At 63.6% G+C, this 25,752-nt stretch carries 18 protein-coding genes; 11 read left to right on the top strand and 7 right to left on the bottom strand.

Annotated features, from left to right (window positions below):
* Window positions 1-44: 44 nt before the first annotated feature.
* Window positions 45-299: a DUF1674 domain-containing protein gene (locus tag PZL22_RS17955; protein ID WP_003531755.1), complete on the bottom strand. Its 255-nt coding sequence runs from the start codon at window positions 297-299 to the stop codon at window positions 45-47.
* A 130-nt stretch (window positions 300-429) separates the two neighbouring features.
* Between PZL22_RS17955 and htpX the strand changes: the two genes are divergently transcribed.
* From htpX to purH, 4 genes are all read left to right on the top strand, one after another.
* Window positions 430-1,389 (top strand): zinc metalloprotease HtpX, encoded by a 960-nt coding sequence (htpX, locus tag PZL22_RS17950; RefSeq protein ID WP_003531758.1) that lies wholly within the window; start codon window positions 430-432, stop codon window positions 1,387-1,389.
* Entirely contained in the window at window positions 1,389-2,801 is a 1,413-nt protein-coding gene (locus tag PZL22_RS17945) for an RsmB/NOP family class I SAM-dependent RNA methyltransferase (RefSeq protein ID WP_107592118.1), read from the top strand. The genes htpX and PZL22_RS17945 overlap by 1 nt, the downstream gene beginning before the upstream one ends.
* Window positions 2,802-2,968: 167 nt before the next feature.
* On the top strand, window positions 2,969-4,654 hold the full coding sequence (locus PZL22_RS17940) for a heparinase II/III family protein (protein ID WP_033048908.1): 1,686 nt from the start codon (window positions 2,969-2,971) through the stop codon (window positions 4,652-4,654).
* A 141-nt stretch (window positions 4,655-4,795) separates the two neighbouring features.
* On the top strand, window positions 4,796-6,406 hold the full coding sequence (gene purH / locus PZL22_RS17935; protein ID WP_284718522.1) for a bifunctional phosphoribosylaminoimidazolecarboxamide formyltransferase/IMP cyclohydrolase: 1,611 nt from the start codon (window positions 4,796-4,798) through the stop codon (window positions 6,404-6,406).
* 121 nt (window positions 6,407-6,527) lie between these two features.
* Here the strand turns inward: purH and PZL22_RS17930 are convergent, their stop codons facing one another.
* Both PZL22_RS17930 and PZL22_RS17925 read right to left on the bottom strand, forming a co-directional pair.
* Window positions 6,528-7,919: an MFS transporter gene (locus tag PZL22_RS17930; RefSeq protein ID WP_015008004.1), complete on the bottom strand. Its 1,392-nt coding sequence runs from the start codon at window positions 7,917-7,919 to the stop codon at window positions 6,528-6,530.
* Between the two features lie 125 nt (window positions 7,920-8,044).
* The gene (locus tag PZL22_RS17925) at window positions 8,045-12,832 is read right to left on the bottom strand and encodes an NAD-glutamate dehydrogenase (RefSeq protein WP_284718521.1); all 4,788 of its coding nucleotides are present in this window, start codon (window positions 12,830-12,832) and stop codon (window positions 8,045-8,047) included.
* A 283-nt stretch (window positions 12,833-13,115) separates the two neighbouring features.
* Here PZL22_RS17925 and pdxY point away from each other — a divergent pair, with 283 nt between their 5' ends.
* Window positions 13,116-13,997 carry a pyridoxal kinase PdxY gene (gene pdxY, locus PZL22_RS17920; protein WP_003531772.1) on the top strand — a complete coding sequence of 294 codons (882 nt, stop codon included), beginning with the start codon at window positions 13,116-13,118 and terminating at the stop codon, window positions 13,995-13,997.
* Between the two features lie 173 nt (window positions 13,998-14,170).
* A complete protein-coding gene (locus PZL22_RS17915) occupies window positions 14,171-14,854 on the top strand; it encodes a carbonic anhydrase (protein ID WP_010970569.1) in 684 nt (227 codons plus the stop codon).
* Window positions 14,855-15,200: 346 nt separating this feature from the next.
* Here the strand turns inward: PZL22_RS17915 and PZL22_RS17910 are convergent, their stop codons facing one another.
* Together PZL22_RS17910 and PZL22_RS17905 are read right to left on the bottom strand one after the other, a co-directional pair.
* Window positions 15,201-16,022, bottom strand: a complete 822-nt coding sequence (locus PZL22_RS17910; RefSeq protein WP_003531785.1) for a lytic murein transglycosylase — start codon at window positions 16,020-16,022, stop codon at window positions 15,201-15,203.
* Window positions 16,023-16,194: 172 nt separating this feature from the next.
* A complete protein-coding gene (locus tag PZL22_RS17905) occupies window positions 16,195-17,229 on the bottom strand; it encodes an aspartate-semialdehyde dehydrogenase (protein ID WP_003531790.1) in 1,035 nt (344 codons plus the stop codon).
* A 412-nt stretch (window positions 17,230-17,641) separates the two neighbouring features.
* Between PZL22_RS17905 and PZL22_RS17900 the strand changes: the two genes are divergently transcribed.
* From PZL22_RS17900 to PZL22_RS17890, 3 genes are all read left to right on the top strand, one after another.
* Complete coding sequence (locus PZL22_RS17900; RefSeq protein ID WP_003531793.1) at window positions 17,642-17,902, top strand: AbrB/MazE/SpoVT family DNA-binding domain-containing protein; 261 nt, start codon at window positions 17,642-17,644, stop codon at window positions 17,900-17,902.
* Window positions 17,899-18,303: a type II toxin-antitoxin system VapC family toxin gene (locus tag PZL22_RS17895; RefSeq protein WP_003531794.1), complete on the top strand. Its 405-nt coding sequence runs from the start codon at window positions 17,899-17,901 to the stop codon at window positions 18,301-18,303. The genes PZL22_RS17900 and PZL22_RS17895 overlap by 4 nt, the downstream gene beginning before the upstream one ends.
* Window positions 18,304-18,792: 489 nt before the next feature.
* Window positions 18,793-20,682, top strand: a complete 1,890-nt coding sequence (locus PZL22_RS17890) for an MFS transporter (RefSeq protein ID WP_003535895.1) — start codon at window positions 18,793-18,795, stop codon at window positions 20,680-20,682.
* Between the two features lie 100 nt (window positions 20,683-20,782).
* Here the strand turns inward: PZL22_RS17890 and PZL22_RS17885 are convergent, their stop codons facing one another.
* On the bottom strand, window positions 20,783-21,490 hold the full coding sequence (locus PZL22_RS17885) for a phosphatase PAP2 family protein (RefSeq protein ID WP_003535894.1): 708 nt from the start codon (window positions 21,488-21,490) through the stop codon (window positions 20,783-20,785).
* 128 nt (window positions 21,491-21,618) lie between these two features.
* Window positions 21,619-22,731 carry a 3-isopropylmalate dehydrogenase gene (gene leuB, locus PZL22_RS17880; RefSeq protein WP_003535893.1) on the bottom strand — a complete coding sequence of 371 codons (1,113 nt, stop codon included), beginning with the start codon at window positions 22,729-22,731 and terminating at the stop codon, window positions 21,619-21,621.
* Between the two features lie 172 nt (window positions 22,732-22,903).
* On the opposite strand from leuB, the gene PZL22_RS17875 reads away from it, so the two are divergent.
* Together PZL22_RS17875 and PZL22_RS17870 are read left to right on the top strand one after the other, a co-directional pair.
* Window positions 22,904-23,545: a LysE family translocator gene (locus PZL22_RS17875; protein ID WP_003535891.1), complete on the top strand. Its 642-nt coding sequence runs from the start codon at window positions 22,904-22,906 to the stop codon at window positions 23,543-23,545.
* An 86-nt stretch (window positions 23,546-23,631) separates the two neighbouring features.
* Window positions 23,632-25,695, top strand: coding sequence for a M3 family metallopeptidase (locus PZL22_RS17870; RefSeq protein ID WP_003535890.1), 2,064 nt, complete (start codon window positions 23,632-23,634; stop codon window positions 25,693-25,695).
* The last annotated feature ends 57 nt before the right edge of the window (window positions 25,696-25,752 follow it).

Here is a 25,752-nt window from a genome sequence, read left to right as displayed (position 1 = left end):
AGCGGCCGATTCGCAACCGAAACGAAAACCCTGACGGCCTACCCTCAGAAATCGATCGCGCGGCCCTTGATTTCCCAATCGCCGAAGCGAGCCGGGTCGAGGCCGCCGCGCCCGCCGAGTTCGGCCGGCATATCTTTCGGCGCTTCGGCACGTCGCCTCTCTTCGGCCTCCTTCAGAGCGCGTAGCGCTGCCGGGGAAAGCGGACGTTTGGGGCGGTCGGGAGAATTGTCGTTGTCGTTCTGCATACCGGTCGCGGTTTCCGTAACGATATTGAAGAGCTGGCCGTTTATCCCCATCATATAGGCACTTCCGTGTGAACGGAAAAGCTTGATTCACGTGAAACCTTCGCGCGTACCGAATGGAACGAAGCGGCTGCAGGCGGCTTTCCAAGAGGCGCGGGAAGGACACCGATTTGGTTGGAGCTCATTCATGAATCTCATGCGCACCGCAATGCTGCTCGCCTTCATGACCGTCCTCTTCATGGCCGTCGGCTATGTCATCGGCGGCCGCGGTGGCATGATGATCGCCCTCGTCATTGCCGCAGGCATGAACTTCTTCTCCTACTGGAATTCCGACCGGATGGTCCTGCGGATGTACCGGGCGCAGGAGGTGGACGAGCACAGCGCGCCGGAATATTACGGGATCGTCCGCGATCTGGCGAAGAATGCCGGCCTGCCGATGCCGCGCGTCTACGTCATCGACAGCCCGCAGCCGAATGCCTTCGCCACCGGCCGCAATCCGGAGAATGCCGCGGTCGCCGCTTCGACGGGACTGTTGCATTCGCTTTCCTACGAGGAGGTTGCCGGGGTCATGGCGCATGAGCTCGCCCATATCCAGTATCGCGACACTTTGACGATGACGCTGACGGCGACGCTCGCCGGTGCGATTTCCATGCTTGGCAACTTCGCCTTCTTCTTCGGTGGCAACCGCGAGAACAACAATCCGCTCGGCTTCATCGGCGTGCTGATCGCGATGATCGTCGCCCCGCTCGCGGCCATGCTGGTACAGATGGCGATCAGCCGTACACGCGAATATTCCGCCGACCGCCGCGGTGCGGAGATATGCGGCAACCCGCTCTGGCTTTCCTCGGCGCTCCGCAAGATCGCCGGTGCCGCTCAGGTCATCCATAACAATGACGCCGAGCGCAATCCGGCGACGGCGCATATGTTCATCATCAATCCTCTCTCGGGCGAGCGGATGGACAATCTTTTCTCGACCCATCCGAACACGGAGAACCGGGTTGCGGCTCTGGAGAGAATGGCCCGCGAGACGTCCACGGGCTCGACGGCGCCGGTCCGCCCTGATAATGCAGGGCGCAAATCGCGCTCTGTCCCGAGAACCGGCTGGGGTCGCGGTGGTTCCGAACCGCCGAAAGGCCCCTGGTCCTGATGCCCGAAGACAATAAGAACGATTCACGTCCGAAACGATCCCGAGAGCACAACCGCTCCGGAGCGGCAGGAGCCCGGCCCGGCGCGGATGCCGCGGCCAAACCGGGCCTGAAGAGCCGCCAGGCGGCTGCCAAGATCCTGGCGGCGGTGGTGGACCGCAAGACGCCGTTGGACGGAATGCTCGATCCGGAGCGCGGGAACCCGGCCTATCGCGAGTTGAGCGAAGCCGATCGCGCGCTGGTGCGCGCCATTCTCAACTCGGCACTCCGCCATCTGCCTCGTATTCGTGCGGCCATCGATTCGCTTCTGCAAACGCCTCTGCCCGAGGGTGCGCGGGCTCTCGAACATGTGCTGACCGTCGCCGCCGCGCAAATTCTCTATCTCGACGTTCCGGATCATTCGGCCGTCGACCTCGCAGTGGAACAGGCCCAGTCCGATCCGCGCAACCGCCGTTTCGCAAGCCTCGTCAACGCCGTGTTGCGGCGTCTTTCGCGTGAAAAGGAAGAAATTCTCGAAAAGCTGCGACAAGTCCCGGCGATGCCCGGCTGGTTCTTCGACAGGCTCGTCGCCTGTTACGGTCCCGACCAGGCCGAGCGCATCTCCGAGGCACAGCTCGTACCCGCCGCTATCGACCTGACCGTGAAATCCGATGCCGCTTCCTGGGCGGAGCGGCTCGCCGGCACCGTGTTGCCGACCGGCTCCGTTCGTCTTCAGGAATTCTCCGGTTCGATCCCGTCGCTTTCAGGCTTTTCGGAGGGCGCCTGGTGGGTCCAGGACGCGGCCGCCTCCATTCCGGCGCGCCTTTTCGGGGATATTTCCGGAAAGAAGGTGGTCGATCTCTGTGCCGCGCCCGGCGGCAAGACGGCGCAACTCGTCCTCGCGGGGGCGGAGGTGACCGCGCTCGATCAGTCTTCAAGCCGGTTGCGGCGGCTCAAGGCCAACCTCGAGCGGCTTGGCTTCGAGGCCCGAACCAAGGAGAGCGATATGGCCGAGTTCCGGCCGGAAGAACTCTTCGAGGCGGCCCTTCTCGACGCCCCCTGCTCCTCGACGGGCACCACCCGGCGGCATCCCGACGTGCTCTGGACGAAAGGCCCGCAGGACGTCGAGAAGCTTGCCAGGCTGCAGGAACGGCTGCTGCGGCACGCGCTTACCTTGGTGAAGCCCGGCGGTCTCATCGTTTTCTCCAATTGCTCGCTCGACCCGCTGGAGGGCGAGGAGGTCGTCGCCCGCGTCGTCGCCGACAGCGGATGCGAACGGGTGCCGATCGACGCAGCCGATTGGCCGGGGCTCGAAAAGGCAATCACCGCGCTTGGAGAGTTCCGCACGACACCTGCGATGCTGCCGCTGGAACCGCCCTTCGCCGGTGGCCTCGATGGCTTTTATGCCGCCGTGCTGCGCCGTGCGGGTGCCTGAGGGCGCTCATCAACAGACTGTTTTGCTGGAACAATTGACGCCCTCGGACGGCCCGCCTATCAATGGCGGCAGGGTTGATAAATATTTAATGATCTTTCCCGCACGATTCCGATCTTCTGCTTGATCCTCGAATCGGCTCCGGTTCAAGAGGAAACCCACGGGCGCCGATGCCGTTTTCCAGTAAAACAAGGCTCCTATATTTGTATTTGCGCGAAGGCCAACGACGATTGGCGCGCCTGCTTTCGCGCGGAATGACGACGGCGCTGCGCTTTGCGGGGTCTACGCCCGCCCGCCTGATCGTCGCACCCACGGATCTTCGGGCCATCGATCCCTTCGCCGCCGAAGAGATCCTCGCAGGTCGTTTTCCGCTCGCCGGCCGCGTTCTGGATACCGAAGGCGAGTCGCCTTTCGAAATCGACCTGCCGTCGCAAGAGTTCGCGGCCCGCCTTCATTCCTTCGGCTGGCTGCGTCACATGCGGGCGATACAGGACGAAGCCGGCGCGATCAGGCTGCGCCAGATCATGGACGACTGGATGGGCAGCCATGGCCGAAGCATCGGCGAAATCTCGTGGGAAGCGGATGTGGTTGCGCAACGCGTCATCGCCTGGCTGTCCCATTCGCCGGTGGTGCTGCGCAACGCCGAGCACGGTTTCTATCGCCGCTTCCTGAGAAGCCTTGCCCTTCAGGTCCGCTATCTCCGGAATGTCGCCGAGACCGTGTCCGATGGAGAGGCGCGCCTGAGGGTTCGCCTGGCACTCGCCATGGCCTCCGTTTCGATGCCGGCTACGGCTTCGGCGATCCGCAAGGCGTCGCGCAATCTGGATCTGGAGCTGGAGCGGCAGCTTCTGCCCGACGGGGCGCATTTCTCCCGAAACCCCCGCGCCGGGCTCGAGCTGCTGCTCGATCTGCTGCCGCTGCGCCAGACCTATGTCAATCTCGGACACGACGTGCCCTCGAGGCTCATTCCCTGCATCGACCGTATGTATCCGGCGCTCCGCTTCTTCCGCCACCAGAGCGGGGAGCTCGCCCTTTTCAACGGCGCGACATCGGTTCTCGCCCATGAGCTCGCCTCGGTGCTCAGATATGACGAGACGTCCGGCGAGCCGTTCCGGTCCTTGCCGCACGCCCATTACGAACGTCTGTCGATGGGCGATACCGTCGTCATCATGGAAACCGGGCGACCGCTTTCCGTCGACCTGTCGCGCAGCGCGCATGCCGGCTGCCTCTCCTTCGAGATGTCCTCCGGCAGGAACCGCTTCGTCGTCAACTCCGGCGCGCCGAAATTCGCCGGCGAACGATTTCGGCAGATGGCGCGCACGACCGCCGCGCATTCCACAGTCACCGTCGACGACACGTCCTCCTGCCGCTTTTCGCAGTCGCGGTTCCTCGGCCCGGTCATGATCAGCGGCCCCTCGCGCGTCGTAATCGAGAGAAAGGACGAGCCGGGAAGCATCGAGCAGGTCAAAGCGAGTCACGACGGCTACCTTGCGCCCTTCGGCCTGATCCACGAGCGCGACATCGGAATTCTCAATGGCGGGCGGCTGATCCGCGGTCGCGACCGCCTGCTGCTGGAGGATGGCAGCGATCCGGAAAATGACGACGACGCGACCGCTGTCGCCCGTTTCCACATCCATCCGGCAATCGGCATGCGCCGGCACAGCGAGAGCGAGATATATCTGACGGCACCCGATGGAGAGGCATGGCTCTTCGCCTGTCGCGACGGTGCGCTCGCGATCGAGGAGGACATTTTCTTCGCCGATCCCTCCGGCGTGCGCGCCTCGTCGCAGATAAGCGTGACCTTCTCTGCCGCCTCGCAGCCGGAAATTCAGTGGACTTTCACGCGCGAGGGATGATCCCGAAATTGCGCCGGGCCTATTTTCCCGTTGTCGCGGCGCCGAAGGTTCCTTCCGGGAACAAGCTATGCTAACGGGCAGCCATCCCAATCGCCGGAACCTCCTCACTACGCGTCCGGCGCTGCCAAAGGAGCAAGGTCGATGGCTGTCGCCTCCAAGAAAATCCCCGCCCCGGACGAGGTCCGGATCAAAACCGCCCTCCTTTCGGTCTCCGACAAGACGGGCATCGTCGAACTCGCCCGCGCCCTCAACGACAAGGGCATCCGGCTCGTCTCGACCGGCGGTACGCACAAGGCGCTTGCCGATGCCGGCCTTCCCGTCAGCGACGTGTCGGAGCTGACCGGCTTTCCCGAAATCATGGACGGGCGCGTCAAGACGCTTCACCCCGGCGTCCATGGCGGTCTTCTCGCGATCCGCGACGACGCGGAGCATGCGGACGCCATGAGCGCGCACGGCATCACCGCGATCGATCTCGCCGTCATCAATCTCTATCCCTTCGAAGAAGTCCGGGCCAAGGGCGGCGACTATCCGACCACGGTCGAGAATATCGATATCGGCGGCCCCGCAATGATCCGGGCATCGGCCAAGAACCATGCCTATGTGACGATCGTCACCGACCCGGCGGACTATTCGCCGCTGCTGGAGGAAATCGCAGACGGTACGACGCGCTACGCCTTTCGCCAGAAGATGGCGGCCAGGGCCTATGCCCGCACGGCGGCCTATGATGCGGCGATCTCCAACTGGTTCGCCGAGGTGCTCGACACGCCCATGCCGCGCCACCGCGTTCTCGGCGGCGTGCTCAGGGAAGAGATGCGCTACGGCGAGAACCCGCACCAGAAAGCCGGATTCTACGTGACCGGCGAGAAACGGCCGGGAGTGGCGACGGCGGCGCTGCTGCAAGGCAAGCAGCTCTCCTACAACAACATCAACGATACCGATGCCGCCTTCGAACTGGTGGCGGAATTCCTGCCGGAGAAGGCACCGGCCTGCGCCATCATCAAGCATGCCAACCCCTGCGGCGTTGCGACCGCGCCCTCGCTCGCCGAAGCCTATCGCCGGGCGCTCGCCTGCGATTCGACCTCGGCATTCGGCGGCATCATCGCGCTCAACCAGGAACTGGACGCCGAGACCGCGGAAGAGATCGTCAAGCTCTTCACCGAGGTGATCATTGCGCCTTCGGTCAGCGACGAGGCGAAAGCCGTCATCGCCCGCAGACCGAACCTGCGGCTGCTTGCGGCCGGCGGCCTGCCGGATCCGCGCACGCCCGGCCTGACGGCGAAGACGGTCGCCGGCGGGGTGCTCGTCCAGACGCGCGACAACGGTATGGTCGAGGACCTGGAGCTCAAGGTGGTTACCAAGCGTGCGCCGACGGCGCAGGAGCTCGAAGACATGAAGTTCGCCTTCAAGGTGGCGAAGCACGTCAAGTCCAACGCCATCGTCTATGCCAAGGACGGCCAGACGGCGGGTATCGGCGCCGGCCAGATGAGCCGCGTCGATTCCGCGCGCATCGCTGCCATAAAGGCGGAAGAAGCGGCCAAGGCGCTGGGCCTCGCCGAGCCGCTGACGCGCGGTTCGGCCGTCGCTTCGGAGGCCTTCCTCCCCTTCGCCGACGGGCTTCTGTCAGCCATCGCTGCCGGCGCAACCGCCGTCATCCAGCCGGGTGGTTCGATGCGCGACGAAGAAGTGATCGCGGCGGCGAACGAGCACGATGTCGCGATGGTCTTCACAGGTATGCGGCATTTCCGGCACTAGATCACGATGTTCTTGGGTCGGGTCGATTTAAGAACATGAACGTGATCGATTCCAAGAAGTCGAGACGCGGGATGCGCACACACGTTTTCTCATCCCGCTCTGAGCCTCCTGCGCGAAATTCCTATAGCGGCCGGTGCGCCGGATAGGGGGTCCGCAGGAGGATCACGAGACCGACGGCGAGAAAGGCGACCAGCGCCATCATGCCGATCCGGGCCGAACCGGTCACAAGCGTGATCGTCGCGACCGAGGCGGGCGCCAGGAACGAGGTGGCGCGGCCGGAAAGAGCGTAGAGACCGAAATAACGCCCGGCTTCGTCGGGCGAAACACTGCGCGCGAGGTAGGATCGGGATGAGGCCTGGACCGGCCCGAAGGCCACGCCGACCAGGAGTCCATACAGAATATAGGCCTTTTCGGCGGCGGTGCCGAAGAGGCCGCCCGAGTCCGTCGAGCCAAGCGGGACAAGCCCGAAGAGCGTGAAACCGGGCCCGGTCGAGACGATGCCGAGCGTGGCGATCGTCAGTGAGACGAGGCTTGCGACGACGATCGTCTTGGAGCCGAGCCGTGCATCCAGCCTGCTCGCATAAAGGCAGCCGAAGATCGCCACGACATTCAGGATGATGCCGTAGAGCCCGAGTTCCATCGTCTGCCATCCGAACATCCCGGCGGCGAAGGTGCCGCCGAGCGCGAGCAGCCCGTTGACGCCGTCCTGGAAGATCATCCGGGCGATCAGGAACCGCAAGATGCCGGCCCTCTCCTTGAGTTCGGCAAGCGTGCCCTTCAGTTCTTCGAAGCCCCGAGCGGTTGCCTTAGCCATGGACATCCTTGCCCTGGTCGCATCCGGCGTGAAGAGGAACATTGGCAGGATGAAAACGAGGTACCAGGCGGCGGATATGGGGCCGGTGATCCGGGCGTCTTCGCCCTTTGCCGGATCGAGCCCGAACAGAGGCTCGAGTCCGATCGCCGTCTTGCCGGTCTGCGGGCTTCCGGCAATCAGCGCGACCACGGCGATCAGCACGATCATGCCGCCGAGATAGCCGAGGCCCCAGGCGATGTTGGAGATGCGTCCCACTTCCTTTTCGCTCACGAGCCGCGTCATCATCGAATCGTTGAAGACGATGGAAAATTCGGCTGCCACGGTCGCCAGCGCAAGAAAGATCGCCGTATAGATCAGGGATGAGCCCGGTGCCGCGTTCCAGAGCAGGGCGAGCGAGATGATCTTCACGGCGGCGAAAAAGGCGATCCACGGCTTTCGTGGGCCGGACGCATCGGCAATTGCGCCGAGGACCGGCGAAAGCAGGGCAATCACGATCCCCGCGACGGTCAGCGTATAGCCCCAGACCGCCTGCCCATGTGCGGGATCGGCCGTCAGCCGGGAAACAAAATAGGGCGCGAAGATGAAGGTGGTGATGACGGTGAAGAAGGGTTGCGCGGCCCAGTCGAACAGCATCCAGCCGGCAATGCCGAGACGCGAAGTCCGAGGCCGCTCCTCCATTCGCCCAGCCGCGATATCCACTTCATCCCTCCCCGGCACTTGCGCAAGCGCGCCGCGTTCGTAGGCGGCGGGCAGGGCAATGAAGAACAACCTTCAACCGGAGCGGAATTGGGCCCTCCGGCTTATTTACGGCCGGAGGGACTGTGTCATTTCGTCCAGCCGCGTGCAAGATCGCTGAGGAGACCGGCTGCAACAGTGACCTTGGCGAGGGTCGTTTCGCCCTTTTCGGTCAGCAGCCTCAGCTGGTCGCCGACAGTGGCGACGCGTTGGCGATCGCGGTCCTGCCAGGCGAGAACGGGGTTTCGGTCGCCCTTATGCTCGACGAGGGCGGCGATGGTGATATCGCGGCGTGCGGTGCCGATATCGCCGACCGCCCGCGAGAGCGCCATCGACTCGAACTGCTCGGTGGCGGGCACGCGGTCGGCGGCCGCCAGCAGGCGGTTGATCCTCAGGCTCTCGGTGACGGTGAAATAGGCTTGGGCGGTGCGGCTCAGCGGCTCGCCGGTTACCGTGGCGATCTGCATGATCTCAGGGACCAGGGTCATGAGCGACAGTTCGGCGATTTCCTCGGCAAGCTTTGCCGGCACGCCGTTTTCGATGAAGCCAGCGGCCCTCAGGCGCGCTTCCTCGGCACCCTCCCTGGATATCGCCGCCCGCATGGTGCCGCGCAGCTTCTGCAGCCCGTCGCGAAGCCGGGCAACCGCTTCGGCCACGGAGCCCTCGGAGGCGCGGGTGCGCAGCGCCCTTTCGGCGACGAGCGCAAAGATACGCCCCACCTCATGATAGAGCCTGTTCTGGATCGCGCCGCTGATCCTGTTGTCGAGCGCGTCGATCTCGCCGTAGATGCGCGGCAGATCGAAGCCATCCAGGGCCAGCACCGCTGCCTTCACGACGTCGGCGGATAGGAAGCCGGTGGCATCCGTCAGCGTCGAGACGAAAGCGGGGCCGCCGCGGTTTATCGTTTCGTTGGCGAGCACGGTCGCGATGATCTCACGGCGCAGCCGGTGCCCGTGAATGTCGCCGGCATAGGCCTTGCGCATCTTTGCGGGGAAGTAGCGCTCCAGGGTCGCCGTGAAATAGGGGTCGTCCGGAAGCTCGCTGACGATCAGCTCGTCGAAGAGCACCAGTTTCGCATAGGAGAGCAGCACGCCGATCTCCGGGCGCGTGAGCGGCCGGCCCGCCTGGTAGCGCTCGCTCATCGCCTGGTCGGTCGGCAGGGTCTCGACCTTCCGGTTGAGGTGACCGTCGGCCTCCAGCCGCGCCATCAGCCGCGCCAGCGGCGTGCGGTTGGCGAGGCCCTGCATTTCGGTGAGCGAGATCGCCAGCGACTGCTGGTAGTTGTTACGCAGCACGAGATGTCCCACCTCATCCGTCATCGATGCCAGAAGCGTGTTGCGCTTGGGCCGGGTCAGGCGGCCGTCGCGCATGGCCGAGGCAAGCGCGATCTTGATGTTGACCTCGACGTCGGAGGAATTGACGCCGGCCGAGTTGTCGATGGCATCGGAGTTGCAGCGCCCGCCATTGAGCGAGAAGCCGATCCGGCCTTTCTGGGTGACGCCGAGATTGGCCCCCTCTCCGATCACGCGCGCCCGCACGTCCTCGGCGGAGACGCGGATCGCGTCGTTGGCGCGGTCGCCGACCTCCGCATCCGTCTCGTTGGCGCCGCGCACATAGGTGCCGATGCCGCCGAACCAGAGCAGGTCGACCGGGCTCTTCAGGATTGCGCTCATGATCTCGAAGGGCGTTGCCTTCGGCTTGTCGATGCCGATCGCCGCCATCGCTTCGGGGGTGAGTGTCACCAGTTTTTCCGAACGCGAGATGATCATCGCGCCGGGCGAGAGCGCCTTGCGGTCATAGTCCTGCCAGCTGGAGCGCGGAAGCGCGAACATTCGCTTGCGCTCGGCAAAGGAGAGGTCGATATCCGGCTCGGGATCGATGAAGATATCGCGGTGATCGAAGGCGGCGATCAGCCGGATCTTTTCCGAAAGCAGCATGCCGTTGCCGAAGACGTCGCCCGACATGTCGCCGACGCCGGCGACGGTGAAGGGCGTCGTCTGGATGTCGACGTCCATTTCGCGGAAGTGCCGCTTGACGGCCTCCCACGCGCCGCGTGCGGTAATCCCCATCTTCTTGTGGTCGTAGCCGGCGGAGCCGCCTGAAGCGAAGGCGTCGTCGAGCCAGAAGTCCGCTTCCTGGGCGAGCGCATTCGCCGTGTCGGAGAAGGTTGCCGTTCCCTTGTCGGCGGCAACGACGAAATAGGGGTCGTCGCCGTCGAGCCGTAACGTGTCCTCGGGGGGAACGACCTCCTGGCCGACGATATTGTCGGTAACCGAGAGCAGCGTGCGGATATAGGTCTTGTATGCTTCCGTTCCCGCCTTGAAGATCTCGTCGCGGCTGCCGCCGACAGGCAGTTGCTTGGGATAGAAGCCGCCCTTGGCGCCGACCGGAACGATGACGGCGTTCTTCACCTGCTGCGCCTTGACGAGACCGAGCACCTCGGTCCGGTAGTCCTGTGCCCGGTCGGACCAGCGAAGCCCGCCGCGCGCTACCTTGCCGAAGCGCAGATGGACGCCTTCCACTTCCGTGCCGTAGACGAAAATCTCGCGGAAGGGCCGCGGCTCCGGCAGGCCTTCGAGCTGCTTCGGATCGAGCTTGAAGGCAAGAACCGCGCGCGGCCTGCCCTCGGCGTCCTTCTGGAAATAGTTCGTCCGGAGCGTCGACTGGACCGCATTGACGTAGCGGCGCAGGATTCTGTCCTCGTCGAGGCTGGGCACGGCAGACAGCGCCTCCTCGATGCCCGCCAGCAAGGCGTTGCACTTCTTCGTGCGCGCCTTCACCTCCGTCGTCGGATCCATGCGCGTGGAGAAGAGACGGAAGATGTCGGCGGCGATCGTCGGATATTTGTTCAGGGTATCGGCGATATAGCCTTGGGAATAGGTGATGCCGGTCTGGCGCAGATAGCGCGCATAGGCGCGCAGTACCGTGATTTCGCGGGCGGTGAGCCCGGCAAGCAGGACCAGCCGGTTGAAGTTGTCGTCCTCCGTCGTGCCGTTCCAGGCCGCGAGGAAGGCCTCCTCCAGTGCCGGGCCGATCCTGGCGAGGTTGAGCGTGTGCCCGTCGCGGTGGATCAGTTCCATGTCGTGAAGGACGACCTCGCGGGGCTCGTCCCCATGGACGTGCACGCCGATGTCGTAGGTCTGCTCGCTGATGACACGGAAGCCGAGATTTTCGAGAAGCGGCACGCGGCGCGACAGCGAAACGGGCGTGTCGGCATGGAAGATCTTCAGTTCCAGCGTATCCGGCCGCTCCTGGTGCCGGTGGTAGAAGGAGATGCGGATCGGGTCGCCAGCCGTGCAGGCGGCGATGTCTCCGAGGTCGGCATAGGCTTCCGCGGGCGTGAAGGCCGCCTGATAGGCCTCACCGACCGATATCTCGGTGCCCTCCTTGCGGGCGAGCAGATTGAACCGATCGATCCAGCGGGTGACGATGGCGCGGACCGCCTCTTCGAGCTTCGCCTGGGGAACCCGTGGCGTCTTGCCGCCGGAGCGGCCGATGATGAAATGGACGCGTGCGAGCCCGCCTTCGGGAAAGGCCGGGTAATAGGCCGAGACCCGGCCGTCATAGACGGTCTTCAGATAGTCGCCGATCTTTTCGCGGACATCGGAATCGTATTGTTCGCGCGGCACGAACACGATGACCGACACGAAGCGGTCGAAGTGGTCGATGCGCGGCAGCACCCGTACCCGCGGCCGGTCGCCGAGTTCGTTGATCTGTTCGCAGAAGGCGGCGAGAAGCCCGACATCGATCTGGAAAAGATCGTCGCGCGGATAGGCTTCCAGCGTGTTCGCCAGCGTCTTGCCGGAATGGCTCTGCGGATCATAGCCGAAATGATCGACGATCTTCTCGATCTTGTGCCTGAGCAGCGGGATCTCCGACGCCTGGCGCGTGTAGGCCGTCGAGGTGAACAGACCGACGATGCGCAGCTCGCCGACGACATTGCCGGAGGCGTCGAAGCGCTTGATGCCGATATAGTCCATATGGGCACGCCGGTGGACGACCGACTTCACATTGGCCTTGGTCACGATCAGGAAGTCTGGGCCCTCGAGGAAGGCGAGGATTTCCGGCGTCGTCAGCACCGCATCCTTGCCCTGGCGCAGGACCCGCACGTCCGGATTGGACAGGATGCCGAGCCCCCTGCCCTTGCCGCGCTCGACGGTCGCCCGTCCGCCCTTGCCGGAATAGGTATATTCCCGCATGCCGAGGAACGTGAAGTTGCTATCCCTTAGCCAGCGAAGGAACGCCAGCGCCTCGTCGCGGTCGCTCTTCTTGCGGGAAGCGTTGTAGTCCTCGAGCTCCCGCATTGCCTGGTCGAGCAAAGCGGTCATTGCCGGCCAGTCGTGTACGGCTTGATGAACCTGCTCCAGCACATCCGAGATGCGCTTGCTCAGTGAGCGTGCCTCGAGCGGCGTCAGCCTGCTCAAGTGGATTTGAATATGGCTGACGCGGTGCTCGGGCGCGCTTTCCTCGTCCGGATCGAAGAGCTTCACGGGCTTGCCGGATTCCATCACCAGAATCGGGTGGATCGCCAGGTGGATGTCGCGGTGGGTGCTCGTCACCTCTCCCATCACCGAATCGTAAAGGAAGGGCATGTTGCGCTCGGTGATCGCGATGATCGAAACCTCGATACCACCCGGTGCGACCCCTGCTACCGTCTCCACCGAGACCTGCGGCTTGCCGCCGTCCCAGCGCGCGAGCTCGCCGCGCGCGTGGGCAGCGGTGAGCGCCAGCATCTCAGGCGTGTAACGGTCGAGGTCATCGTTGCTCGCTCCGCCGAAGAGGACTTCCGGTGGCAGTGTCTCGGCCCCGAATCTGGACCCTGCCGCCCGGGCCGCATCGATGTGCCGATCCCGCTTCGGATTATGCTTCACGCCCATGAAATCGCTCTCCACTCATGATGGTTGAACCTACCAGAACCATGCCCAATGGCGACCGTTTTTATGATGGATTTCGGCAAAATGGAGCCGGATTTCGGAGAAAATCACGTAGATTCGACCTAAATCCATTTAAATCGAAGGTAATTTTGCAAAAATTTCCCGAAAAACCGCAAAAACGAACGAAAACGCCGAAGTTTCTTCACGCGTGGTCTGCAAGAGCAGCTGTTGACAGGCCGTGAGGGGCGGGCGATCACACTTCGAAAGCGAATAATGGGGTCTCCCGATGTCCGACACGCCTGCCGCGCCCGGTGCCGTCATCGTCATTTCGAGTCATGTGGTCCGCGGTGCGGTCGGCAACCGGGCTGCCGTCTTCGCGCTGGAAATGCTCGGCCATCGGGTCTGGGCTTTGCCGACGGTCGTGCTCCCCTGGCATCCGGGACACGGCCGGTCGACGCGGATGACCATGCCGGACGAGGACTTCCGCTCGATCATTGACGATCTCGTCGCTGCGCCCTGGATCGGCGAGGTGCGCGCGGTGCTGTCCGGCTATCTGGGTTCCCCCGAACAGGCGGCGGCCGTTGCCGGCCTCGTGAAGGCGCTGCGCCGGCGTGATCCCGCGCTCTTCTATGCCTGCGATCCGATTCTTGGCGATGCGGGCGGCCTCTACGTCCCGGTGGAGATCGCCGGCGCCATCCGCGACCTGCTGCTGCCGCTTGCGACGCTCGCCACGCCCAACCGGTTCGAGCTCTCCTGGTTGGCAGGTGCTTCGCTCGAGACGAATGCGGCTATCCTCGACGCGGCGGTCGACCTCGGACCGTCACGGGTGCTGGTGACATCGGCGATACCGATGATGAGCGGCGGTACGGGCAATCTTTACCTGTCCGGACGCCATGCGCTGCTTGCCGAGCACCGCCTGATCGACAATCCTCCGAACGGCACCGGCGACCTGCTCTCGGCCGTATTCCTCGCGCGCCTCCTGGAAGGGCTTCCGGAGGAACGCGCGCTGCAGATGGCGACCGCCAGCGTCTACGAGATCATTGCGAGAAGCCGCAAGCGCGATTCCGACGAGCTGACGCTCGAACAGGATGCATCGAGCCTCGCGACACCGATGGCAATGGTGCAGATGCGCCGCCTCATGCATCCGAGCCAAGCGCGGAAGAAATAGCAGCGGAAGAAATAGCATCAGATACGGAAGAAATGCCTCATGGACGCATTTCGCCCTTTCGAATGGCGGGAGCTCGCTGTAACAGTTCGACGCTTCATGGTTCCCGGTGCGTCTTCCAGACACGCTACCCGCATGTTTCCTTGAATCCCGATCAAAGAAGGAGCACCAGGACGATGCCGCAGGAACGAGTGGATGAAACGGGGTTACCGATGGATATACAGGGCTTTCCGGAACATCTTCTGACCGGCTACCGCAATTTCATGAGCGGTCGCTTCAACGAACAGCAGCAGCGCTACAAAACGCTCGCCGAGAGCGGTCAGAAACCGAAGACGATGGTCATCGCCTGTTGCGACTCCCGCGCCGCACCCGAAACGATTTTCGATTCCGGCCCGGGAGAACTCTTCGTGGTGCGCAACGTCGCCAACATGATGCCGCCATACGAACCGGACGGACATTATCACTCGACCTCGGCCGCGCTCGAATTCGCGGTCCAGTCGCTGCGGGTCACCAACATCGTGGTCATGGGCCACGGGCGCTGCGGCGGCATCAAGGCGGCCCTCGACCCGGACGCCGAGCCCCTCTCCCCGGGCGATTTCATCGGCCGCTGGATGAACCTCCTGAAACCGGCCGCCGAGCAGATCCAGAGCAACGACGTGATGACTCAGGCGGAACGGCAGCGCGCGCTCGAGCGGGTCTCGATCCGCAATTCGATCGCCAATCTGAGGACGTTTCCCTGCGTGAACATTCTCGAGTCGAAGGGAAAGCTGCGCCTGCACGGCGCATGGTTCGACATCTCGACCGGCGAGCTCTGGGTCATGGACGCGAAGACCGGCGACTTTTCCCGACCGGGAATGTAACGGCCGCCAGTCAGGCCCCTCATCCGCCTGCCGGCACCTTCTCCCCGCAGGCGGGGAGAAGGGACAAGCGGCGCCAACTGAACCCCGCATTCACCGCCCGCCCGAGGGAGCGAGCGGGCGCGGCATATCCCTTCTCCCCGCCTGCGGGGAGAAGGTGGCGGCAGCCGGTTGAGGGGCAACCGAGACCGAGCGGGGTTGAGGCGGTTGGGTTCCCGAGGGATCCCATTCATGAGCAGTATCCGCCGCACCGGCGCGCAAGAGATATGTGCATGCCGTAGCCCGCATGCGGGGGAGAGGGTTAGGGTGAGGGGCAAATTGCAACCGGTTACGCCGGTGAGTCTTTCTGTCACCCGCCGTCGATTTCGGCGCCGATGATGGCGATCGCCTGCTGATAGACGCTGGCGGCATTCCAGCCCTGGATGGCGGCGAAGTTGACCTCGCCCGGCTGATAGCCGCCGCCCGGCTGCCAACCATGGCCGCGCAGGAAATTCGCCGTCGAGGCAAGCGCATCCGCTTTGGAGCGGACCATGTCGACATGGCCGTTGCCGTCGCCGTCGACGCCGTATTTCAGCACGTTCACCGGGAGGAATTGCGTCTGTCCGATCTCGCCGTGCGCTGCCCCGCGGGCGGCCGGGCTGAGGTCGCCGCGCTCGACGAGCTGGAGGGCTGCGTAAAGCTGGTTCGTGAAATAATCCGAGCGGCGACAATCATAGGCGAGCGTCGAGACGGCGGAAAGCGTGTGTTCCTTGCCCAGGAACGAGCCGAAGCCGGTCTCCATGCCCCAGATGGCGATCAACGGGCCGGCGGGAACGCCGTAGCGCTGCTCGATGCTCTGGAAGAGCCTGGCATTCTGCGCCCGCAGCTTCTTGCCGCGCGAAATGATCACCTGACCGCCGCGCTTCTGCATGAACTGGTCGAGCGACAGCTTGAAACTCTTCTGGCCGCGATCGGCGCGGATCGTCGCCCTGCTGTAGGAGACGTTGGCGAGCGCCTGGTCGACCACCGAAGGGCTGATGCCGTTCACGGCGGCTTCGCGCTTGAATTCCGACAGCCAGGCGGAGAAGCCGCTGCCGTCATTGCCGCACTGCGCCGCAGAGGCGGCCGCCGGAAGAACTACGGTTGAGATCAGGGCCGCCAGGCCCGCTGCTGCGCTCTTCACCCTATGCATAGAATACCCCGTCGATTGCCCGAATCTGTTGCCTTCGAAATTCCCGCTTCGTTTTCCGCTCTTCGCCGGCACGCGGTTTCACGTGAATCCATTGCCGGCCGACGAACTGCGGACCCCGCCTGTCGCCATAACGAGGCAGGCGGGGCTTAAAATTTTGCCCGACCGAGGCCGCTCAAGCCGCCTGCTTGCGCGGCTTGATCAGGCCGCGGTTGATCAGCAGCTCTGCGATCTGCACCGCGTTGAGCGCCGCGCCCTTGCGCAGGTTGTCCGAGACGATCCACATGTTGAGGCCGTTTTCGACCGTCGCATCCTCGCGGATGCGCGAGATATAGGTCGCGTCCTCGCCGGCGCATTCGTAAGGCGTCACATAGCCGCCGTTCTCATGCTTGTCGACGACCAGGCAGCCCGGCGCTTCGCGCAGGATCTCGCGCGCCTCGTCGGCGGTGATCTCGTTTTCGAATTCGATATTGACCGATTCCGAATGGCCGATGAAGACCGGAACGCGCACGGCCGTGCAGGTCACCTTGATCTTCGGGTCGAGCATCTTCTTGGTTTCGGCCAGAACCTTCCATTCTTCCTTGGTATAGCCGTCTTCCATGAAGACGTCGATGTGCGGAATGACGTTGAAGGCGATGCGCTTGGTGAACTTCTTGCTCTCGATCGGATCGGCGACGAACACAGCGCGGGTCTGGTTGAAGAGCTCGTCCATGCCGTCCTTGCCGGCGCCGGAAACCGACTGATAGGTCGAAACGACGATGCGCTTGATCTTGGCGTGATCGTGCAGCGGCTTCAGCGCCACCACGAGCTGCGCCGTCGAGCAATTCGGATTGGCGATGATGTTCTTCTTGGAGAACTGCGCGATCGCGTCCGCGTTCACCTCCGGTACGATCAGCGGAACATCGGCGTCGTAGCGCCAGGCCGAGGAATTGTCGATGACGACGCAACCCTCCCGGCCGATCTTCGGCGAATACTTCTGCGAGACGGCGCCGCCGGCCGACATCAGGCAAATGTCGGTGTCGGAGAAATCATAGGTGTCGAGGTTCGTCACTTTCAGCGTCTTGTCGCCGTAGGAGACCTCGGTGCCGACCGAGCGCGAGGAGGCGAGCGCCACCACTTCGTCGGCCGGAAAGCCGCGCTCGGAAAGAATGTTCAGCATCTCCCGGCCGACATTGCCGGTGGCGCCTGCGACAGCAATTTTGAAACCCATGATCTAAGCTCTCTTTCTGTCTCTCCTCGTCTGGTGGAGGGGGAAACCGCGCGGTCCGACCGCGAAGTTCCTGTCCCCGGCCTTACCGGGGAGAGAGCGGAGGGCCAGAGACGTCAGACGGTTTTCGTCGTCGTTTTGGCCGTGGTTTTGCGAGCGAGCGAGAAATGGCTGATCGGCCCGGCGTGGTGGGCCGGCAAATTCAGCGCAGCGATGGACGAACCCTTCGGTCGCATGGCGGTTTCCTCGTTCGCCGCTGCTCTTACCGGCTTTTCGGCAAGAGTCAAGCCGCGGAGGCCTTCCCAGCGATCCGAATGCAGGGCAACGCGGTTTCGCGTTTGCTCGGAAGTCTTGAACCGTGAGGCGAAAGAGAGTATATACACGGAAGTAGATACGGAAGTGGGAGACGACCACCATGCCCCATCTTGCACGGGTGTTCCAGTCCGGAAATTCGCAGGCCGTCCGCCTGCCTAAGGAATTCCGCTTCAACGTCGATCGCGTCGAAATCACGCAGGAAGGCGACGCGCTCATTCTCCGCCCGCACGTCGAGCAAGGCGAGCAGTGGTCATCGCTGAAGGCGGCACTTGCCCGTGGCATGAGTGAAGACTTCATGATGTGCGGGCGCGAGCAGCCGGAACAGCAGGATCGGCCGGAACTCGACGCGGTATTTCGGTGATCTCCCATATTCTCGACACCAGCGCCGTCATCGCTTTGATCGGGCGCAAATCGGATGCATTGGTCACCCGTGTACTCCATAGCCCTCAGGGCATTATCGGGCTCCCGTCGGTCGTCGCGTATGAACTCTATTTTGGAGCGCAGAAAAGCGCGAAGGCCCAACACAATCTCGAAACCCTGCGTTTGTTGATGGCGGATTTTCCGATCCTCGACTTCGACCGGAACGATGCCTTTGTCGCAGGCGAGATCCGGGCCGCCCTTGCCGCGAAGGGTACGCCCATCGGACCTTATGACGTGCTGATTGCGGGACAGGCCAAAGCCCGTGGATTGACGCTCGTCACCAACAATGTCGGCGAGTTCAATAGGGTTGAGAACCTGCGCGTGGAGGATTGGTCGCTCTAGGCCCTGTGGACCCTTATGGATAGGGATTTGACGGCCCATATTGCGAGGGACTTTCGTGGAAAATCCGGCGCCGCAGGCCGTCCGCCTGCAAGCCGGATTTTTCGCGACAAGGCACCGCAATATGGGCCGCCCGAAGGGTTTTGCACAAATCGCCCACTGCCGGCGGCTTTTCCCTTGCAAAGGGGGCAACCCTTTGCTGCGGAAAAATCCTTGGCATTGACCGATTTGCGCAAAGGTCCTAGGCCGTGCCCGGTGCCGGCTGCGCGCCGGGAGCCGGGCCGCCTTCCTCAGGATTTCGCCCACGCTGATCACGGCATTAGACGAAAGTCATAAGCCCAAAGCATCCCTGCCTCGCGTGCCACTTTTCTGACATCTTGTTGCGAGGCGCACCACGCCCGGATGTCAAAGGGGACCCGACGTTCAGGGAGGAATGTCCGGACCGGGGAATGGGCGCTCCAATAGACCGATTTTGGAGTGGAGGATATCAAAATGGCAAACGTCGTGACAGCGGGCGGCACAAAAGCCGGCCCGATGACCGGCGAGGAGAAGAAGGTCATCTTCGCCTCGTCGCTCGGTACCGTCTTCGAATGGTATGATTTCTATCTCTACGGTTCGCTTGCCGTTTATATCGGTGCAACCTTCTTCAGCCAGTATCCCGAGACCACGCGCAACATCTTTGCGCTGCTCGCCTTCGCCGCCGGCTTCCTCGTCCGGCCGTTCGGCGCGCTGGTTTTCGGCCGCCTGGGAGACCTCGTCGGCCGCAAATACACATTCCTCGTCACCATCCTGATCATGGGCGTGTCGACCTTCCTCGTCGGCGTCCTGCCCGGTGCCGCCTCGATCGGCATCGCTGCGCCGATCATCCTGATCGCGCTGCGCCTCCTGCAGGGCCTTGCGCTCGGCGGCGAATACGGCGGTGCCGCGACTTATGTGGCAGAGCATGCGCCGCATGGCCGCCGCGGCTATTTCACCTCGTGGATCCAGACGACGGCGACGCTCGGTCTCTTCCTCTCGCTGGTGGTTATCCTTCTGGTCCAGTACTTGCTGGGTAAGGAAGCTTTTGCCGAGTGGGGCTGGCGCATACCCTTCCTGCTCTCCTTCGTGCTTCTCGGCGTCTCCGTCTGGATCCGCCTGAAGATGAACGAGTCTCCTGCCTTCAAGAAGATGAAGGAAGAGGGCAAGGGTTCGAAGGCGCCGCTGACGGAAGCTTTCGGCCAGTGGCGCAACGCCAAGATTGCCCTTCTGGCGCTCTTCGGCGCGGTCGTCGGCCAGGCCGTGGTCTGGTATTCCGGCCAGTTCTACGCGCTGTTCTTCCTGCAGAGCATCCTGAAGGTCGACGGCCAGTCGGCAAACCTGATGGTTGCCGCCTCGCTCCTTCTCGGCACGGGCTTTTTCGTCTTCTTCGGCTGGCTGTCGGACAAGATCGGCCGCAAGCCGATCATCATGGCGGGCCTCCTGCTTGCCATGCTCACCTACTTCCCGCTGTTCAAGGCGCTGACCTGGGCCGGCAACCCCGCGCTTGCGGAAGCGCAGCAGAGCGTTCGCGCCACCGTCACCGCGGCTCCGGGCGACTGTAAGTTCCAGTTCAACCCGACGGGCACTGCGAAGTTCACCACGTCGTGCGACATCGCCACCGCCTTCCTCACCAAGAACTCGGTTCCCTATGACGTCGTGACCACGGCGGCTGCGGGTACGCCGGCGACGGTGAAGATCGGCGAAACGACGATCACCAGCTATGACGCTATTGCGGCCGGCGACAGGGCGAAGGCCGAGGAAGCGGCCTTCGGCAAGCAGATCAACATGGCGCTGCAGGCCTCGGGCTATCCGCTGGTGCGCGGTGTTGCCAAGGTTCCGGAATCGAAGCTCGACGCCTTCGTCGCTGCCAATCCGGAACTTGCCCTCGACGCCGCTGCCGTGCGCGCCGGGGAAAAGACCATGGTGCCGGCCGACAAGCTCGTCGCCGACAAGCTGCTCACCCAGGAAGAAGTCGGCAGTGCCACCGAAATGGCGGTCTATAACATAGACAAGGGCGGCGCCTTCACGATGGTGGCCGACCCGGCCCGCGTCAACTGGACGGTGATCATTGCCGTGCTGACCGTGCTCGTCATCTATGTGACGATGGTCTACGGCCCTATCGCGGCACTGCTCGTCGAACTCTTCCCGACCCGCATCCGCTATACCGGCATGTCGCTGCCCTACCATATCGGCAATGGCTGGTTCGGCGGGCTGCTTCCGGCAACGGCCTTCGCGATGAGCGCGGCAAAGGGCGATATCTACTACGGCCTCTGGTACCCGATCGTTTTCGCGGGCATCACGCTGGTGATCGGTCTTCTGTTCCTGCCCGAGACGAAGGACCGGGATATCCACACGATGGAGTGAGCCGGCGGACGGGAGCGGGATGGGGAGCGTGTTTCCCATTCCGCTTTCTCAACAGCTCTCCTGACTCCGGCGCGGCTTCCGCGCCGGCTTTTTATTTGGTTTACTCGGCTCCCCTTTCCTTGGCCTCGTGCTCCACATGCCTCAGCACAGGCCAGCCGGCCGCACCGAGCTTGAACAGCCAGCCCTGCCGGGCAAAGACGAAAGCCATCATCAGCGCGACCCAGAGCCCGAGCAGCAGGCCGGCGGCGACATCGCTCGGGTAATGCGCGCCGACGACGACGCGCGAGATGCCGACAAGCAGGGCCAGCAGCAGAAACAGCGGCCGAAGCTGCGGCATCACCATCGCGAAGGCGCCGAAGAAGGCGCCGGCCGCCGTGGAATGTCCCGACGGGAAGCTTTCGAACAGCGTGTCGCCGGTGAAGGGCGTGAGGCTGTAGGGGCCGTAATCGGCAAGGAGTTCGGGACGGGCACGGCCGATCAGGAATTTCAGGCCGTGCACCAGCACGCTCGCCGTGCCGATCGTCAGCAGGAAATAGGCGGAAAGATTGCGCGCCGCGCGCGCCCTCTGCCGCAAGGTGTCGCGCGCGGAGGATCGCCTGACGACGAAGGCGATCAGCAGCAGCAAGGCCGAGCTGTAGATCATCCAGGCGAAGGTGCCGATATCGGTGATGGCGCGATTGAAGCCGACGATCTCCTCCGGCAGACCTTGCGCCCATTCGGACAGATGCGGGTCGAAAGGGGTGAAGGCGACGACGAGGACGACCGTCATCAGCCAGATCCAGACGGTCAGTGAAAGCGGTCGGTTCATTTTGCTCCTTCCTTCGCCTTATGGATGTGAAGGCGCGGCCGGCAAAATCAAGACCCCGCAAACGCAAAGCACCCCCGGCAAAGCCGGAGGTGCCGTTCTCCAGGGACAATTGCGCGAAAGCGCAGCCGTCAGGCCGAGAGGCTCTTGAACTCGGCGAGGATCGCGTCGCCCATCTCGGCGGTACCGACCTTCCGGCAGCCCTCCGCCATGATGTCGCCGGTGCGGATGCCCTGATCGAGCACGTTGGCGATCGCCTTCTCCAGGTCGTCGGCTTCCTTCACGAGGTTGAAGGAGTAGCGCAGGCACATGGCGAAGGAAGCGATCATGGCGATCGGGTTGGCGACGCCCGTGCCGGCGATGTCGGGTGCCGAGCCGTGCACGGGCTCGTAGAGCGCCTTGCGCTTGCCGGTCTTGGCATCCGGTGCGCCGAGCGAGGCGGAGGGCAGCATGCCGAGCGAGCCGGTCAGCATGGCGGCGACGTCCGACAGCATATCGCCGAAAAGGTTGTCGGTGACGATCACGTCGAACTGCTTCGGCTGCCGCACGAGCTGCATGCCGCCGGCATCAGCCAGCATGTGCTCGAGCTGGACGTCGGAATATTTCGCCTTGTGCGTCTCGGTCACGACCTGGTTCCAGAGCACGCCCGACTTCATCACGTTGCGCTTTTCCATCGAGCAGACGCGATTGTTGCGGGTACGGGCGAGTTCGAAGGCGACCCCGGCGATGCGCTCGATCTCGTAGGTGTCGTAGACCTGCGTGTCGATACCGCGCTTCTGGCCGTTGCCGAGATCGACGATCTCCTTGGGCTCGCCGAAATAGACGCCGCCCGTCAGCTCGCGCACGATGAGAATGTCGAGGCCCTCGACCAGCTCGGGCTTCAGCGACGATGCGTTGGCGAGCGCCGGGTAGCAGATGGCCGGGCGCAGGTTGGCGAATAGCTCGAGGTCCTTGCGCAGGCGCAGGAGCCCGGCTTCCGGCCGCACCTCGTAGGGCACCGCATCCCATTTCGGTCCGCCGACGGCGCCGAAGAGCACCGCATCGGCGGCAAGCGCCTTCGCCATATCCCCTTCGGAGATCGCCGCGCCATGGGCGTCATAGGCGGACCCACCCACAAGTCCCTCGTCCGTCACGAAGCCGGCGTCACGTTCGGCATTCATGTAAGCGATGATTTTGCGGACTTCCGCCATGGCTTCCGGGCCGATGCCGTCGCCAGGCAGAAGGAAGAGATTGCGCACAGTCATGGAAAGTCCTTCTCGCGTGAAAACTCGGCCGGGTTCTTAGCGCAACTTCGTATCGAGGGAAATTGCGTCTGCGAAAGAATTGTGCGTGCTGCTGTGTCACGGCTACCCTGTTTCCGCTTGACGGAACCGCGCGCCGGCGCTCGAATGGCTGCACTCAACCGGGGATTTCGCCATGTCCGAAACGCTTCTTTTCGGTGCCTTTCTCGCAGCGCTTTCCTACACACTGATCCCCGGCCCCGCCTTCCTGGCGCTTCTGGGCATCGGAGCAGGCCAGGGCCGAAGGGCCGGCGCGCTCTTCATGGGCGGTCATCTTGCCGGCGACATTCTCTGGTCGACATTGGCGCTCGTCGCCATCGTCGGTGCCCGATCGATCGGCACGGCGCTCTTCGACGTGCTCGGGCTCCTCTGCGGCGCCTATCTCGCCTGGATCGGCTGGACGGCGCTCACCGCCCGCCCCAGGGGCGACAACAAGGGGCTGTTGGTGGTGGAGCGGCCGCTCAGGCGTGGACTTGTCTTCGGGCTCACAAACCCCAAGGGCTATCCGGTCGCGCTCGCGACCTTCACGGCGCTTCTTGCGGGTTCCGCCAATGCGCTGGAATTCACGGCGCTGCCGATGCTGCTTGCCGTGTCGCTGGTCGGCTTCCTGGTCGCCGACGTCATTCTCATCGCGATTATCGGCGCATCCGTGGTGCGCCGTTTCTATCGCCGCCACGAGCTGGCGATCGTCCGGCTCTCGGGATTGCTCTTCATCGGCTTCGCGGCGCAGGCGGTCTGGCACGCGGCGCCCGGCCTTTTCGGCCTGCGCAGACCTTGACGGTCCGGCGTCGATCGACCACTTCAAGCACCTGCTTCGCGGTTCGCGCTACGCCCCCGCCCGCTGCATTTCGAAAAGGAATCCTGATGACCACCATTGCTTCGCTCAACCCCGCCCTCGTGAACTGGACCGGACATGAGGGCCTGCCCCGGTTCGAGGCGATCATGGACGAGGATTTCGCGCCTGCCTTCGACGCGGCATTGGCGAGTCATGAGGCGGAGATCGAGGCCATCGCCGACAATCCGGAGGATCCCACCTTCGCCAACACCGTCGTCGCGCTGGAAATCGCCGGCGATGAACTTTCGCGCGTCTCCGCTCTCTTCTGGAGCAAGGCGGGTGCCCATACGAACGAGGTGATCCAGGCGCTGGAGCGCGAGATCGCGCCCAAGATGTCGCGTCATTATTCGAAGATCGGCACCAATCCGGCACTCTTCGGCCGCATCGACGCATTGTGGGAGAAACGCGAAGAGCTCGGCCTCGATGTCGAAGCCATGCGCGTTCTGGAGCGCCACTGGAAGAGCTTCGTGAAGGCAGGCGCCAAGCTTCACAAGCCCGAGCAGGAGCGCCTCGCGGCGATCAACGAGAAGCTCGCCGGTCTCGGCGCTCGGTTCGGGCAGAACGTTCTCGCGGACGAGAAGGACTGGGCGCTGATCCTGTCGAGCGAAGAGGACCTGGCGGGGATTCCGGATTTCCTGAGAGATGCGATGGCGGCGGCCGCGCGCGAGCGCGGCGAGGAAGATAAATACGCGGTCACGCTGTCGCGCTCGATCATCGAGCCGTTCCTGACCTTCTCCGAAAGACGGGAACTGCGCGAACAGGCTTTCAGGGCCTGGACGGCGCGCGGCGAAAATGGCGGTGAGACCGACAATCGCGGCATCATCGCCGAAACGCTCGCTCTGCGGGCGGAGAAGGCGAAACTGCTCGGCTATGAGAATTATGCGGCGCTGAAGCTCGACAACACCATGGCGAAGACGCCCGAAGCCGTGAACGGCCTGCTGATGCAGGTATGGGAAAAGGCGGTGGCGCGGGCTCGCGAAGAGGAGGCGGACCTCGCAACGCTCATTGCCGAAGAAGGCCGCAACCACGAGGTCATGCCTTGGGACTGGCGCCACTATGGGGAAAAATTCAGGGCGCAGAAATTCAGCTTCTCGGAAAGCGAACTGAAGCCCTATCTGCAGCTGGAGAAGATCATCGACGCCTGCTTCGCCGTTGCCCGGCGCCTCTTCGGCATCACGGCGACCGAGAAGAAAGGCATTCCCGCCTATCACCCGGACGTCCGCGTCTTCGAGATCCGCGACGCCTCCGGCCGGCTTACGGCCCTTTTCCTCGGCGACTATTTCGCGCGCTCCTCGAAACGCTCCGGCGCCTGGATGAGCTCCTTTCAATCGCAGCACAGGCTGAAGCTCAAGAATGGCGAGACCGGCGAAATCCCGATCGTGTACAATGTCTGCAACTTCGCGAAACCCGCCGAGGGCAAGCCGGCGCTTCTGTCGATCGACGACGCCCGCACGCTCTTCCACGAATTCGGCCATGCGCTGCACGGCATGCTTTCCAATGTCACCTATCCCTCGGTTTCGGGTACCGGTGTCGCGCGCGATTTCGTGGAGCTGCCCTCGCAGCTTTACGAGCATTGGCTGACGGTGCCTGATATTCTGAGGAAATATGCGGTGCACTACAGGACCGGCGAGCCGATGCCGCAGGCGCTGCTCGACAAGGTGCTGGCGGCGCGGACGTTCAATTCCGGCTTCGCGACGGTCGAGTTTACCGCCTCGGCTCTCGTCGACATGGCCTATCACACGGCGGAAGCGGTCGGCGATCCGATGGCGCTCGAAGCGGCGACGCTCGAGAAGATCGGCCTGCCGCAGTCGATCGTCATGCGTCACCGCAGCCCGCATTTCCTTCACGTCTTCTCCGGCGACGGCTATTCGGCCGGCTACTACTCCTACATGTGGTCGGAGGTGCTCGACGCCGACGCATTCGCGGCTTTCGAGGAGACCGGCGATCCATTCGATCCGGTGATGGCGGCCAGACTGAAGGACAATATCTATTCGGTCGGCGGGTCCCTCGATCCGGAAGACGCCTACAAGGCCTTCCGCGGCAAGCTGCCGAGCCCGGATGCGATGCTGGCGAAGAAGGGGCTGGCGGCCTAGGTTTAAGTCGGGAAAATTGCCCCCTCACCCTAGCCCTCTCCCCGCAAGCGGGGAGAG

Source organism: Ensifer meliloti, assembly GCF_030064585.1.
Lineage (GTDB): Bacteria > Pseudomonadota > Alphaproteobacteria > Rhizobiales > Rhizobiaceae > Sinorhizobium > Sinorhizobium meliloti.
This window is presented reverse-complemented; position numbering and strand designations above follow the sequence as displayed.